Raw genomic sequence first — 14,654 nt, forward strand, 5'->3', positions numbered from 1 at the left:
GGCCCCGCCTGCCGAGCGCAGCGAGGCCACCGACAGCCCGCCCCGGTGAGGGCTCAGAGCCAGCGTGCCAGCAGCCGCCGCGCCCAGGGGCGGAGGCGTATCACCAGCTTGGGGTCTTTCTCGGCGCGCGTGCGGGGTCTGGCGCTGCGCTTCGGCGCAGGGGCAGGTGCCGGGGCCACAGAGAGCAGGGCGGCGCTGGCGGTTCCGGCGTGGAGCAGGTCGGCGAGGCGGGTGGGATCGAGCGGGGGCAGGGGCTCCCAGCTCTGGGATTCGAGTGCAGCGACCATCGCCGCTGTGTCGGCGGCGTAGCCTCGGGTTTCGGCCCATGGTGCGCTGGTGTCGGCAAAGCGGGACAGGAGGGCGGCGCGGGCCGTGGGGGGCAGCAGGCTGGCGCGGTCGTTCGGCGTGGGGTTCAGGGCAAAATAGCCTCGGATGATCTCGCGCCGGGTGGCGCGGTCCGGGGTCAGAAGGTTGACGAGGCGGATCAGCTCGGTGCTTTCGCGGTCGGGTGAGGGGTAGCGGGGCAGGCCGGAGGGCGCGGGAATGTCGGCGGGCAGACCTGCCAGCTCGGCAAAGCCGCGCCAGAGCCTGCCCTCGGCCTTCAGCGCGTCGAAGTCGGCGAGCTTCACCCTGGTGCCGGCCGCCTCTTCCCAAGGGGCGAAGAGCGCGGGCCAGTTGGTGAGCGCCTCGCCGTGATCGACGAGGAACTCCTCGATCCGGCGCGCCCCGCCCCGCCCGCCATCGGTGACCCATTCCTTGTAGAGCGCCTCGGCATAGGCATCGGCGCGCCGGCCGAAGCCAACAAGCTCGATCTCCCTGAAGCCCGAGAGCCGGGACATCAGCGCCGCGATCACCTCGCTGCGGGCCGGGTCGGTGGGCAGCAGCATGTTCTCGCAGGAAATCAGCGTGGTGGCGCTGCCGGCGGCGATGATCTCGCGGTAGAGCGCCTTCCACGTCGCAGCATCGCCGCTGCGGTGCGCGGCCAGCAGCCCCTGGTGGCCCGGAAAGCCGCCGGGGCGGGGCCGGGCGGCGTCGGGTTCGGCGAGGCCGGTTTCGGGAAGCAGCACCCCGGCCCGTGCCAGCGCCTCGCGGCGCGACAGAAGTGCGTGCTGCAGAAAGGTGGTGCCGGTCTTGTGCAGGCCGAGGTGCAGCACGAGGCGGCCGGGCAGGGGCGGGCAGGGCGTGGCGGGGTTGGCCGGTGCTATCCTGCTGCGGGCGGAGAGCAGGGCGGCGGCGGCGGGCCAGTCGCCTTCGCGCATCATCCGATGCAGCTCGAAGAAATCGAGCCGGGTGATCCGGCCGCGCCGGGTTTTCATCCCGATGCGCGAGGTCTTCAGCACCATCGGATCTTCGAAGAAGGCGTTGGCGAAGCTGTCCTCTCCGAGCAGCGCCTGCACCCGGGGGCCGAGGGCGGCGGTCTCCTCCTCGGGCGCATCGGCCAGCCGCTCGATCAGCTCCATGTCCCAGATCAGGCGGGAGACGCAGTTGAAGAGTTCGCGCTTCTCGAAGCGGGGCGGAAGGTGGTCGGCGGCGACTTCCGCGCGCACGACGGCAAGGCATTTTTCCAGCAGCTGAACCTGTAGGCGCAGGGTTTCGGGGGTGACCTGCGTGACCGAAATCGAGCCTGCGCGGCGGCGCCAGACCCGGGCGGGCGCTCCGAGGTAGGCGATCTTGCGGGCGCGGGTGGTGGTCTGGAGCACGAAGAGGCGGTCTTCGAAGCGGGGCTGGGCGATGTCGAAGCGCAGGCGGTGCTCGTCGAGGAACCGGCGAGAGTAGACCGAGGACCACGAGGAAACGATGAACTGCGCCTCCTCGCCGTCGCGCAGCCCGTCCGTCACCCGCGCCTCCATGTGCAGCGCGGCGTCGCGGTGCAGGACCGAAAGCCGGGGGCTGCCCGGCTCGGAGATGAAGCAGGGCGCGTGGGTGATGTCGGCGCCCGAGCGGCGGGCGAGGTCGAGCTGGGCCGAGAGCCCGTCGGTCACGTAGTAGTCGTCGGAATCGAGGAAGGCGATGATATCGCCCCAGGCCGCCTCCAGCCCGGTGTTGCGGGCCGCCGAGAGGCCTTGGTTGGCGTCATGGCAGAGCAGCTTCACCGGCCCGTCCTCGGCCGTGCAGCCGGGCCATCCGGCCTCGGCCAGTGCCTCCACCTCGGCGCGGGAGAACTGGTCGGGATTGTCGTTGACCACGATCACCTCGACCCCCTCGATGCGCTGGGCACGGATCGAGCGCAGGGCCGTGGGCAGAAAGGCGGTTTCGTCGAAGAACGGCAGGATCACCGAGAGCGGCGGGGCGCTTGCGGTGAGGGCCTTGCGGATCTGTGACGAGAGGGCGCCGGGGGTGGGGCCGCGGCTGGGCGCGTTCATCGGCGTTCAGAGGCTTTCGGGGTGGGCGAAGGAGGCTGATGCAAACCCTTCCGGCCCGCCCTCGGGCGGCGTGTCGAGATCATCGGCGTGATCGTCGAAGGCGTCGTCTTCCTCCTCGGGCGGCACGACCACACCGATCGAGACCACGGCTCCGAGGAGACCCAACAAGGCCAAGCTTCCGATCCCAAAAAGCACTGCTGCTCAATCCCACGAGTCGACATGTTTATTATTGCGTTCAAGTCTATCGGTAGTGGGTGGTTGGATCAAGCACCACAACGGAGGCGCAAGGCACCGGGGGTGCCTGCGCTCAGGCCCTGCCGGCGGGGCGCAGGAGCGCGGCCGAGAAGGTGCCGTTGGGCCGGCCGGAAATTTCGGCGGCGGCATGGGCCCAGTAATCGGTTTCGCGGTCTTCCATCGGGTCTGCGGAGAGGGTGGCGAGCGTGTGGGGCTCGTGGGTGCGGACCTCGACAAGGGTGCTGCCGTGCCCCTGTGCCGTGAGGGTGAGGGTCTGCGCCGGGCGCCGCGGGCCCTCCAGCCGGTCCGGCCGGTCGGTGGCGTGGATCGTGAGGCTCTTGCCCGGCACCTCGGCGCTGAAGCGCAGCCAGAGGGTATAGGCGATGCCGCGGCGGCGGCGGACCTCGACCTTCAGGTGGCTGTCGTCGCCCGGTGTGACTTCGGTGATCTCGGTGTAGCCGGCATCCCAGAAGGGGCGGCCCGGGTGGGCGCGCAGGCGCTCGTAGGCCTCCAGTGGCGGCATCGGCAGGGTGAAGCGGGTGCGGTGGTGACGGGTAAGCCAGGGCAGGGGAGCAAAGGAAAGACCGGTCTTGATCAGCAGGAAGTTCACCACCCAGGTGCCCATCAGCAGCACGAAGGCCCAGTTCGGCACCGCCTCGATCATTGCTGGGGCGTATTGCTTGAGCGTGGCCTGGAGGAACACCAGCGTCGCGGCCCATTCGGTCATGCCCCGCAGCGGCAGGCAGAGCAGCATCGTCGTTGCCCAGAGGGCGGCATAGATCAGGCCCACGACCACGGTGAAGCTGAACCACATGATGGTGGGCCGGATCAGTTCGGGGTGGACCGAAAACCCTTCGGTGACGAACCAGAGCAGGCCGAGGACCGCCTGCAGCGGGCCGCTCATCACCAGCCCGGTCAGCAGGGCCGCCAGCAGGGCGAAGATGATGCGGCCGCGGCTGTGGCTGAGGCGGATCAGCCGGGCGGAGAGGCGCGAAAGCGGGCCGGGCGCGGCGGGCTGCTCGTGGGAGAGGAAGGCAGGGGTGGTGTCGCTCACGCGGCTACTCGCCCACCGCCTTGCGCACGGCTTCCAGTGTCAGGTGATCGTCGGGCAGCCGGGCGAGGTTCTTCATCTGCTTGGCCTGGGGCCTTGCATGGAGCGCGGCGGCCGCCTCGGCAGCGGCGGTGCCGCGCTGGGAGGGGCGCAGCTGGCCCGAGGGGCCGGACTCGGCCGCCGGGGCCGCGCGGGAGGCGGTGGCAGGGGGCAGCGCGGCGGCGTCTTCGGCATCACGGTCCGATGGTTCGGGCGGGTTCAGCGCGAGGAAATGGGCCTGAAGGTGGCGCAGCTCGCCGCCCAGCACATCATCGAACCAGCGTTCGATCACCTCGCCGGCCTGCATCCCCTCGCGGCTTTCCTGCAGGTCGAGGTGGGTGGTCTCGGGGTCCATCTCGGTGATCTTGAGGCTCAGGATGCCCGAAGACATCACCCCCATGGCATCCTCGCCCTCGATATGGATGCGGGCGGTGCCCGAGCTGTCGCGTTCGAGCACGGTCAGCGTGGCCTCTTCGGCCAGCTCGCCGCAGGCCATCAAAGCGCAGTAGAAGGTCTTGCGCTCGGGGTCGTCGGGGCAGGGCTCGACGTCGATCAGCCGTTCGGACACGAGGCCCGCGCCCGCGCCCGGCACCAGCGCCGACCACAGCTCGGCCCCGTCGGCCCGCAGGTGGCCGGAGGCGGAGGTGGAGAAGGTGAGCTTGAGCGGCAGCCGCTCGGCCCAGCCTTCGTGCAGCACCATCACCAGCCCGGCCGAGATGAGGACGGCCAGCGGCAGGCCGATCAGCCCGTCGAAGCGGGTGAAGGCGCCGAGGATGCCCCCGAGCAGAACGCCGGTGCCGATGCATTCCAGCCAGCCCCGTTTGGACGGCGCCCAGGCCAGCACCGCCGCCGCGACCCCGGCCATGACGAAAGGCGCAAGGACGAAGGAGATCGCCTTGGTGTACCAGCGCAGCCCCGGCAGCAGCCCGATCAGCAGCAGGCCGATGGCCATTGTGACGGCAAAATACGCGATCCGGCGGCGCTGGGACGAAAGAACGAGAAGCATCGAAAGAACCCACACATTTCCTGTTTCCTCCAAGGTGCTGGGAGATTGCGGCGAAGAGACGGCGGGTGTTGTGGAATTTGGTGGTATATTGACCCTGCGGCAGCAACAGTCGGGCGGCGGGCGGCGGATTGTTCGTGCCTTGCTGCCGGGGCGCGATCTCGGGCGGCGGGCGCGGCACCCGGGCCGCGCGGCGGGGCAATAACACGCCTGTGAAACCCTGCGAGCTGCGGCATTTTGCATGACTGGAGCAGGTATTTTCGCTCAAATCCGGCGAGATCTCAGCTTGTGCCCCGACGAGGGCACGGGCAGGATGGCGGTGCTGGAACGGTTGTGCTTGAAAAGCGGGTATGAGGCCCCAATTGATGGTTCAGACCGGAGGGGGCCGTGGCTGCCGCGTTATGCCCGAGAGGGCTGGGGCCGGTGCCTCCTTGCCAATAACAAGGAACTGACATGCACGAGCAATTGAGCCAATCCTACCCAGTGCTGCCACTGCGCGACATCGTGGTGTTTCCGCACATGATCGTCCCGCTCTTCGTGGGCCGCGAAAAATCGGTGCGGGCGCTGGAAGAGGTGATGGGGGACGACAAGCAGATCCTGCTGGCCTCCCAGATCGACCCGAGCGTCGACGAGCCGACCACGGATGGCATTTATAAGGCCGGGGTGCTGGCCAATGTCCTGCAACTGCTGAAGCTGCCCGACGGCACCGTGAAGGTGCTGGTCGAGGGCCGCAAGCGGGTGCGGATCGAAGAGTACATCGATAACGACGAATATTTCGAGGCCTCCGCTGCGCTGCTCACCGAGATGCCGGGCGACGAAGAGACCGTGCTGGCCCTGACCGGCTCGGTGGCCGACGAGTTCGAGCGTTACGCCAAGGTGAAGAAGAACATCCCCGAAGAGGCGCTTGCCGCCGTGTCCGAGGCCGATGCCGCCGACAAGCTGGCCGACCTCGTGTCGGGCCATCTCGGCGTCGAGGTGCATCAGAAGCAGGAGCTTCTGGAGACCCTCGACGTGGGCGAGCGGCTCGAGAAGGTCTACGGGCTGATGCAGGGCGAAATGAGCGTTCTGCAGGTCGAGAAGAAGATCAAGACCCGGGTGAAGAGCCAGATGGAGCGCACCCAGCGCGAGTACTATCTGAATGAGCAAATGAAGGCCATTCAGAAGGAGCTGGGCGACGGCGAAGAAGGCCAGAACGAGGTGGCCGAGCTGGAGGCGAAGGTCGCCGAGACCAAGCTGTCCAAGGAAGCCCGCGAAAAGGCCGATGCCGAGATCAAGAAGCTCAAGAACATGAGCCCGATGAGCGCCGAGGCGACGGTGGTGCGCAACTACCTCGACTGGATGCTGGCCATTCCGTGGGGCGTGAAGTCTCGCGTCAAGAAAGACCTGACCCGCGCCGAAAAGATCCTCGATGCCGACCACTATGGCCTCGAGAAGGTCAAGGAGCGGATCGTGGAGTATCTTGCCGTGCAGCAGCGCAGCAAGAAGCTGAAGGGGCCGATCCTCTGCCTCGTCGGCCCTCCCGGCGTGGGCAAGACCTCGCTCGGCAAGTCAGTGGCCAAGGCAACGGGGCGCGAGTTCATTCGCATCTCGCTCGGCGGTGTGCGCGACGAATCCGAGATCCGGGGCCACCGGCGGACCTATATCGGCTCGATGCCCGGCAAGATCATCCAGGCGCTGAAGAAGGCCAAAACCACCAACCCCCTGATCTTGCTCGATGAAATCGACAAGATGGGGCAGGACTTCCGGGGTGATCCGGCGTCGGCGATGCTCGAGGTGCTCGATCCCGAGCAGAACGGCACCTTTGTCGACCACTACCTCGAGGTGGAATACGACCTCAGCAACGTGATGTTCCTGACCACGGCCAACAGCTACAACATGCCGGGGCCGCTGCTCGACCGGATGGAGATCATCTCCCTTGCCGGGTACACCGAGGACGAGAAGCGCGAGATCGCCAAGCAGCACCTGATCGAGAAGCAGAAAAAGAACCACGGGCTGAAGAAGGCCGAGTTCTCGCTTTCCGATGAGGCACTTACGGAGATGATCCGTCGTTACACCCGCGAGGCGGGGGTGCGGAACCTCGAGCGAGAGATCGCCAAGCTGGCCCGCAAGGCGGTGACGCGGATCGTGCGCAAGAAGGACGAGACGGTCGATGTCGGCGTGGATGACCTCGAGGATTTCCTCGGCGTCAAACGGCATCGCTACGGGCTGGCCGAGATGGAAGACCAGATTGGCGTTGTCACCGGCCTGGCCTGGACCTCGGTGGGCGGCGACCTGCTCTCGATCGAGGCGCTCAAGCTGCCCGGCAAGGGCCGGATGAAGACCACCGGCAAGCTCGGCGACGTGATGAAGGAAAGCATCGAGGCGGCATCGTCCTACGTGCGTTCCATCAGCCCGCAGATCGGGGTGAAGCCGCCCCGGTTCGAGAAGTGGGACATTCACGTGCACGTTCCGGACGGGGCAACCCCGAAGGACGGGCCGAGCGCGGGCCTTGCCATGGTGACGGCCATCGTGTCGGTGCTCACCCAGATCCCGGTGCGCCGCGACATTGCCATGACCGGCGAAGTCACCCTGCGCGGCAATGCCACCGCCATCGGCGGGCTGAAGGAGAAGCTTCTCGCGGCTCTGCGGGGCGGCATCAAGACGGTGCTGATCCCGGAAGAGAACGAGAAGGACCTGCGCGACATCCCCGACAACGTGAAGGAGGGGCTGGAGATTATCCCCGTCAGCCACGTGCGCGATGTGCTGAAGCACGCGCTGGTGCGCGAGCCTGAGGCGATCGAGTGGGATGAGGCAGCCGAAGAGGCCGCCGCTGCCGCTGCTGCCGCCGCCAAGGGTGGCGAAGGCGGGAGTGCCGTGGCGCACTGATCGGCCCAGGGCTATCGACTTGATCGGGGGCGCGTCCGCTTGGGCGCGCCCCCTTTCGTTTGCGGGCAGGCGGCGCCGCTGCTGCCCCCGGGGCGGCGTGGTGCTTTGGTCGCCCTTGCACCTGCGCCCGGCAAATGCAGCATGGGGCGGGCAGGAGGACGGGCCGGAATGACATCCATGAATTCGATCGACGAGGTGCAGACCGCGCTGGGCGCGCAGGGCTACGTGTGTTCGCGCGCGCTGGCGACGGTGGTGTTTCTGAGCCTTCGCCTCGGGCGGCCCCTGTTTCTCGAAGGTGAAGCGGGCGTCGGCAAGACCGAGATCGCCAAGGCGATGGCCGCCGCGCTGGGCCGCCGCCTGATCCGGCTGCAATGCTACGAGGGGCTCGATGCGGGATCGGCCGTGTACGAGTGGAACTTCGCCGCCCAGATGATCGCCATCCGCACCGCCGAAGCCGGCGGCGGGGCCGAGCGGGAGGCGCTGAAGAGCGAGCTCTTTGCCGAGGATTACCTGATCGAGCGCCCGGTGCTCGAGGCCATGCGCCCCCAGCCCGGCGGCCCCCCCGTGCTGCTGATCGACGAGCTGGACCGCACCGATGAACCCTTCGAGGCCTTCCTGCTGGAAGCCCTCAGCGATTTTCAGGTAACGATCCCGGAGCTTGGCACGATCAAGGCGCCCGAGCCGCCCATCGTGATCCTCACCTCCAACCGCACGCGGGAGGTGCATGACGCGCTGAAGCGGCGCTGCCTCTATCACTGGGTCGATTACCCGACCTTCGAACGCGAACTCGAGATCCTGCATGCCCGTGCGCCCGAGGCGGCCGAGGCATTGAGCCGCGAGATCGTGGCCTTCGTGCAGAAGCTGCGCACCGAGGACCTGTTCAAGAAGCCCGGCGTGGCCGAAACCATCGACTGGGCCAAATGCCTGCTGGCGCTCGACGTGATGACGATCAGCCCCGAGGTGATCGCCGACACGCTGGGCGCGATCCTCAAATATCAGGACGACATCGCCAAGCTGCAGGGCGCGGAGGCCAGCCGGTTGCTCGACGAAGTGCGCGCCGAGCTTGCACCTGCCTGAGGGCTGTGGAATCCCTTGCACATGTGAGCCGGCCGATGCGCCGGACAAGTCATTGAAAGGACTGAGTTATGGGTTTGGAAAGCGACGGGCTCGGCAAGGGCATCGGCGGGGCGGTGGACCTCTTCGCCAGCTTCATGCAGAGCCAGATGAACAGGGCGGTGATGCACCAGGCGCGGCAGCAGTGGTATCAGTATCACCGCGAGCGCGTGCTGGCGACGCTGCGCAATCCGCCCACCGAATCCGCCGACCAGTGCCTTGTGCCCGGCGCGATCACCGGCGTTCTGCTGGTGATCGGCGTGGAAGAGCCGCGCACGGTCGACCTGGGCCTCGAGCCGCGCTGGCGGCGCTTTCTGGCGTTGGGCGTGGCCGGCTACGGCAATGACCCGGTGCGGGTGAAGGAGGCCTACCTGCGCCAGCCCCGCATCGAGGCGATCCCCGAGAACAACCGCTCCAACATGCGGGTGAACTACTACGTCTGGATGAACCAGGTTCAGGCCATGAGCTGGTAATCCATGGAAGGGCTCGCCCCGCTCGACATCCCCGAGCACCCGCGTCTGGTGGAGAACATCACCTGGTTCGCGCGGGCGCTGAGAAAGGCCGGGCTGCCGATTGGCCCCGGCCGGGTGATCGAGGCGGTGCGGGCGGTGGAGGCGGCCGGGTTCACCTCCCGCGCCGACTTCTACCACGCGTTGCAGGCCTGCTTCGTCAGCAAGCCGGAGCAACGCGCTGTGTTTGCACAGGTTTTCCGGCTCTACTGGCGTGATCCGCGGTTCTTGGAACACATGATGAGCATGATGCTCCCCTCGGTGCGCGGGGTGCAGGAAGAGCGGCTGGCCAAGGCCGCCGAGAAGCGGGCCGCCGAGGCGCTGCTCGACGGGGTGGAGCGGGAGGCCCCCGAGATCCCCGACAGTGAGGAAGAGCAGAAGATCGAGATCGACGCCTCCGCCACGGTGAGCGGCGAGGAGCGGCTGAAGAGCCTCGATTTCGAGCAAATGAGCACGGCGGAGGTGGCCGAGGCCAAGCGGATGATCGCCCGCATCGCCTTGCCGGTGCGCCCCTTGGTGAGCCGCCGGACCCGCGCCGACGCGCGCGGCAGTCTGGCCGACTGGCGGGCCACCATGCGCGAGGCGCTGCGGCGGGGGGGCGAGGTGCAGCAGTTTGCCCGGCGAAACCGCCGCGAGCGCTGGCCCGACCTCGTGGCGCTTTGCGATATTTCTGGCTCGATGAGCCAGTATTCCCGCATCGTCCTGCATTTTCTCCACGCGGCCGCCAATACCAAGGGGGCGGGCTGGGCGCGGGTGCATGGCTTCACCTTCGGCACGCGGCTCACCAACATCACCCGCCATCTCGCCACCCGCGACGTGGATGCCGCCCTCGCCGCCGCCGGGGCGGAGGCGCAGGATTGGGAGGGCGGCACGCGGATCGGCGAATGCCTTCACGCCTTCAACCGCGACTGGTCGCGCCGGGTGCTGAGCCGGGGCGCGGTGGTGCTGCTCATCACCGACGGGCTGGATCGCGGCGAGCCCGAGCGGCTGGGGCGCGAGGCCGAGCGCCTCGGGCTTTCGGCGCGGCGCCTGATTTGGGTGAATCCCTTGCTCCGCTGGGACGGGTTTGCCCCCAGGGCCGCCGGTATCGCCGCGATGCTGCCCCATGTCTCCAGCTTCCGGGCCGGGCACAACATCGCCTCGCTGGAATCCCTTGCAGAGGCGCTCTCTCGCCCCGATGGCGGGGGCGAAAAGGCGAGGCTGATGGCGATGATGGGGCAAGACTAGGCGGAACCCAATGGGCAGGGCGGCGTTGAGGCCGCAACGAACATCCCATTGGAGGAGCAGTCTAGATGACCACCAAGATCCGCAACACCACGGCCCTCGTGGCCGCATTTTCCCTTGCCATTCCGGCAGTTGCCCCAGCGCAGCAGATGGTCGACCGCTGCGAGGCGGGCTCGATCGGTATCTCTGCCGACGTGGCCTCCGAGCTGGAACTGACCCTGACCGACGCCCAGAAGGCGGCGCTTGAGGGCGAAGCCTCCACCGATGACGTGATCGTGAGCACCTTCGGCGACGAGCCGGAACTTTGCATGACCATGGCCGAGCTCGAAGAGATGGGCGCCTCCGAGGCCGATGTCGTCATGGCGGTCGAGGCAGAGGCGAGCGACGCTGAAATGACCGGCGAGACGACGGCGGAAGCCGAAGCCGAGGTTGAAGCCGAGGCCGAGGAGACCGCCGAGGCGGACACCGAAGACAAGGGCCTGCTCGAAAGCGCGCTTGATGCCGTGACCGGCAACGATGAGCCTGCCGAAGCCGAAGCCGAAGCCGAGGCGACTGCCGAAGCCGAAGCGGAAGCCGAGGTTGAGGCGGAGATCACCGCAGAAGCCGAACCGGAAGCCGAAGCCGAAACCGAGATGGCTGAAGAAGCCGCCCCGGAGGCCGAAGCCGAAGGCGAGGGCAATGCGCTTTCCGAAGCCCTTGGCGCGCTGACCGGTGACGAGCCGGCAGAAGCCGAAGCCACCGCCGAAACCGAGGCAGAGGCCGAAGCCGAAGCCGAGATGGCCGCGGAAGCCGAGAGCGAAGCCGAAATGGAAGCCGAGGTGACGGCCGAAGCCGAGGCGGATGCCGAAGCAACGACCGAAACGGACGAGGCGATGGCCGAAGCCGAGACGGAAACCGATGCCGAAGCGGAAGCAGCGGTTGAGGCGGATGCTGCGGCCAACCCCGACATGCCCGACCCGCTGAAAGAGCTGACCGAGGCGATCGAAGCCCAGTCGGCCGAAGAGGCCAACCCCGAAGAGCAGGCGGCCGTGGCCGAGAACGAAGCGCCGGAAGCCTCCGCCGCGTCGGACGAGAACGCCGAAGTGGCCGAGGTCGAGGAAGAGACCGTGACGGAAGATTCCTCGCGCTCCAGCTCCGAAGAGTTCGACCAGAAGGTCAGCGGTGCAGCCACCGCCTCTGCCGGCAGCAAGAAGGATGGCGGCCTGAGCGACCTCGAAAAGGCGCTTCTGGTGGGCCTCGGCGCAGTTGTCGTCGGCAAGGCGCTGGAAGGCAACGACAAGGCACAGGTCGTGACCAAGTCGGATGACCGCGTGGTGGTGCTCGAAGATGGCCGCTACCGGGTGATCCGCGACGACAACGAGCTGATCGAACGCCCCGGCTCGACCGTGCGCCGCGAGACCTTCAACGACGGGTCGACCCGCACGACCGTGACCCGTGAGAACGGTGTGCAGATCGTCACCATCCGCGACCCCGAGCTGCGCGTTCTGCGCCGCACCCGGATCGACGCCGACGGCAACCGCACGGTGCTGATCGACGACACCACCAGCGTGGACCCGGTTGACGTTGCCGCGCTGCCCGATCCGGTCGAGTACGAACAGGTCGATGCCAATTCCGATGCCGAGGCCCTGCGGGCCGCGCTGTCGACCAAGAGCATCGCCGACCGCCGCTTTGCGCTCTACCAGGTGCGCAACATCGAGCGGGTGCGCAAGCTGGCCCCGGCAATTGATCTCGACGCGATCAACTTCCGCACCGGCAGCGCCGTGATCGACGCGCAGGAAGCCGAAGAGCTGAGCCAGCTGGGCAACCTGATCCGCGATTACGTGGAGCAGAACCCCGGCGAGGTGTTCCTTGTCGAAGGTCACACCGATGCGGTGGGCAATGCGGCCTACAACCTCGCACTGTCGGACCGCCGTGCCGAGAGCGTGGCGCTGGCACTGACCGAGTACTTCGACGTGCCGCCGGAAAACCTCGTGGTTCAGGGCTATGGCGAGAGCGATCTGAAGATCCGCACGCTGACCGATGAACGGGCGAACCGCCGCGCCGCCGTGCGCCGGATCACCCCGCTGATCGCCTCGGGCTCGTAAGACCCCGACCACAGCGTAACGAACCCCTTCGTTAACGAGTACAGAGGCGGGCCTTTCGGGGTCCGCCTCTTTTATTTGGGCAGGCCTCAGGGGCCTTGCCGGGCGTCCACCTCTCGGGCCCTCCGACCCGGCGCGAGATTGCGACCAAGGTGGGCGAGACATTTGCCGCCTGCGTGCTAGGTTCTGCCGGCGAGGAGGGCCGCATGATGGCTGAGATTTCCGACAACATCCCCGGTGTGGCATTGGCCTGGCACCGCGAGGGCAAGGGCGCGGTGCTGGCCACCGTGGTTGAAACCTGGGGCTCGGCACCCCGGCCCGTGGGCGCGCATCTGGCGATCAGCGGGGCAGGGGCGCTGGAAGGCTCGGTTTCGGGCGGCTGTGTCGAGGGCGCGGTTGTGGCCGAGGCCTTCGAGGCGCTCGAAACCGGGCAGAGCAAGCTGCTGACCTATGGCGTCAGCGATGACGAGGCCTTCGGCGTCGGCCTCGCCTGCGGCGGCACCATCCGCATTCTGGTGCAGCCCGTCGGGGCGGGCATCAGCGAGGCGGCGCTGGCCGAGGTGGTGGGCGCCATGGAAGCGCGCCGGCCGGTGGCCTACGTGGTGGATACCGAGAGCTGGGCGGCGCGGGTGGTGGGGCCCGAGGGCTTTGCCGAGCGTTTCCGCGCCGACCGCTCCGGCTTCGAAGAAGACGGCAAGACCTTCGTGGGCATCCACAATCCGCCCCTCCGCATGGCCGTGGTGGGCGCCGTCCACATCGCCCAGTTCCTCGTGCCGATGGCGCGGATGGCGGGCTACGACCCGTTTCTGGTGGACCCGCGCGAGGCCTTCGCGACGCCGGAGCGCTTTCCCGGCACCACCATCAGCCACGACTGGCCCGACGAGGCGCTGGCGGCCTGGGGCCTTGATGCCCGCACCGCCGTCGTGACCCTCACCCACGACCCCAAGATCGACGATCCGGCCATCGCGGCGGCGCTGGCGTCGGAGTGCTTCTACCTCGGGGCCCTCGGCTCGACCCGCACCCACGCCAAGCGGGTGGAGCGGTTGCAGACGGCGGGGGCCGATGCGGACCAGATCGCAAGGATCCACGCGCCTGTGGGGCTGAATATCGGGGCCAAGAGCCCGGCGGAAATTGCCGTATCGGTTCTGGCGCAGGTCACCGAAGTGCTCAGGGGGCAGCGGTGAAGTTTGGCCCGGTGCCCCTGAGCGACGCCGAAGGCGCGGTGCTCGCCCATTCGGTGCGTGCGGCGGGCCGGGTGGTGAAAAAGGGCGCCGTGCTGGGGGCGGAGGCGATTGCGGCATTGCAGGCCGAGGGGCTGGCCGAGGTGATCGTGGCGCGGCTCGAGCCGGGCGACGTGGCCGAGGACGTGGCCGCAGAGGCTTTGGCGCGAGCGGTGCAGGGCAGCGGGCTGAAGCTGACCAAGGCGCATACCGGGCGGGTGAACTTCAAGGCCGAGCGCCCCGGTGTGCTCGTCGTCGACGCCGAGAAGGTGCGCGCCATCAACGCCATCGACCCGGGGCTGACGCTGGCCACGCTGGCCCCGCTCACCCGCGTCACCTCGGGGCTTCTGGCCGGAACGGTCAAGGTGATCCCCTATGCGGTGCCGGGCGCCGCGCTGGAGGCGGCCTGCGCCGTCGCCGGGGGCGCCATGCGGCTGGCCCCGGTGGTGATGCGCCGCGCCGCCGTGGTCCTGACCGAGGTGCCGGGCCAGAAGGCCAGCATCACCACCAAGGGCCGCGCGGCCGTGGTCGGGCGTCTGGAGGCGCTGGGGATCGAGGCCGCGACAGTGGAGGTGGTGCCCCATGACACCGAGGCCGTGGCGCGCGCCCTTGGCGGGCTCTCGGCTGACCTCGCCTTGATCCTGACCGGCTCCGCCACATCCGATGCCCATGACGTAGCCCCGCAGGCCCTGCGCAATGCCGGGGGCCGGGTGGACCGCTTCGGGATGCCGGTTGACCCGGGCAACCTGCTGTTTCTCGGCGCGCTCGGCGAGGTGCCGGTCATCGGCCTGCCCGGCTGCGCCCGCTCGCCGGCCCTGAACGGGGCCGACTGGGTGCTGGAACGGGTCGCCTGCGGCATGGTGCCGGGGCCGGAGGACTTCGCCGCGATGGGCGTGGGCGGGCTGCTGAAGGAAATCCCGATCAGGCCGCAGCCCCGGGAAGGGCGCTAGGG

The 14,654-nt window shown here is 68.3% G+C and carries 11 protein-coding genes; 7 read left to right on the top strand and 4 right to left on the bottom strand.

What is annotated here, in order from left to right:
* Positions 1 to 53: 53 nt before the first annotated feature.
* The 4 genes from GTH22_RS03160 to GTH22_RS03175 form a co-directional block, all read right to left on the bottom strand.
* Entirely contained in the window at positions 54 to 2,363 is a 2,310-nt protein-coding gene (locus GTH22_RS03160; protein WP_252943130.1) for a glycosyltransferase family 2 protein, read from the bottom strand.
* A gap of 6 nt (positions 2,364 to 2,369) precedes the next feature.
* Positions 2,370 to 2,531, bottom strand: coding sequence for a hypothetical protein (locus GTH22_RS03165; protein ID WP_252943131.1), 162 nt, complete (start codon positions 2,529 to 2,531; stop codon positions 2,370 to 2,372).
* 139 nt (positions 2,532 to 2,670) lie between these two features.
* Positions 2,671 to 3,651: a hypothetical protein gene (locus GTH22_RS03170; protein ID WP_252943134.1), complete on the bottom strand. Its 981-nt coding sequence runs from the start codon at positions 3,649 to 3,651 to the stop codon at positions 2,671 to 2,673.
* Between the two features lie 4 nt (positions 3,652 to 3,655).
* On the bottom strand, positions 3,656 to 4,693 hold the full coding sequence (locus GTH22_RS03175; RefSeq protein WP_252943136.1) for a hypothetical protein: 1,038 nt from the start codon (positions 4,691 to 4,693) through the stop codon (positions 3,656 to 3,658).
* A gap of 450 nt (positions 4,694 to 5,143) precedes the next feature.
* Between GTH22_RS03175 and lon the strand changes: the two genes are divergently transcribed.
* From lon to GTH22_RS03210, 7 genes are all read left to right on the top strand, one after another.
* Positions 5,144 to 7,555: an endopeptidase La gene (gene lon, locus GTH22_RS03180; protein ID WP_252943139.1), complete on the top strand. Its 2,412-nt coding sequence runs from the start codon at positions 5,144 to 5,146 to the stop codon at positions 7,553 to 7,555.
* Between the two features lie 168 nt (positions 7,556 to 7,723).
* Positions 7,724 to 8,632 carry a MoxR family ATPase gene (locus GTH22_RS03185; protein WP_252943141.1) on the top strand — a complete coding sequence of 303 codons (909 nt, stop codon included), beginning with the start codon at positions 7,724 to 7,726 and terminating at the stop codon, positions 8,630 to 8,632.
* Between the two features lie 68 nt (positions 8,633 to 8,700).
* Positions 8,701 to 9,141, top strand: a complete 441-nt coding sequence (locus GTH22_RS03190) for a hypothetical protein (RefSeq protein WP_252943142.1) — start codon at positions 8,701 to 8,703, stop codon at positions 9,139 to 9,141.
* A gap of 3 nt (positions 9,142 to 9,144) precedes the next feature.
* Positions 9,145 to 10,404, top strand: a complete 1,260-nt coding sequence (locus GTH22_RS03195) for a VWA domain-containing protein (protein ID WP_252943144.1) — start codon at positions 9,145 to 9,147, stop codon at positions 10,402 to 10,404.
* Between the two features lie 65 nt (positions 10,405 to 10,469).
* A complete protein-coding gene (locus GTH22_RS03200; protein WP_252943146.1) occupies positions 10,470 to 12,485 on the top strand; it encodes an OmpA family protein in 2,016 nt (671 codons plus the stop codon).
* Positions 12,486 to 12,691: 206 nt separating this feature from the next.
* Positions 12,692 to 13,666 (top strand): XdhC family protein, encoded by a 975-nt coding sequence (locus GTH22_RS03205; RefSeq protein ID WP_371928311.1) that lies wholly within the window; start codon positions 12,692 to 12,694, stop codon positions 13,664 to 13,666.
* Entirely contained in the window at positions 13,663 to 14,652 is a 990-nt protein-coding gene (locus GTH22_RS03210) for a molybdopterin-binding protein (protein WP_252943149.1), read from the top strand. Before GTH22_RS03205 ends, GTH22_RS03210 begins: the two co-directional genes overlap by 4 nt.
* The last annotated feature ends 2 nt before the right edge of the window (positions 14,653 to 14,654 follow it).

Origin of the sequence: Oceanicola sp. 502str15, assembly GCF_024105635.1 — a bacterium.
Lineage (GTDB): Bacteria > Pseudomonadota > Alphaproteobacteria > Rhodobacterales > Rhodobacteraceae > Vannielia.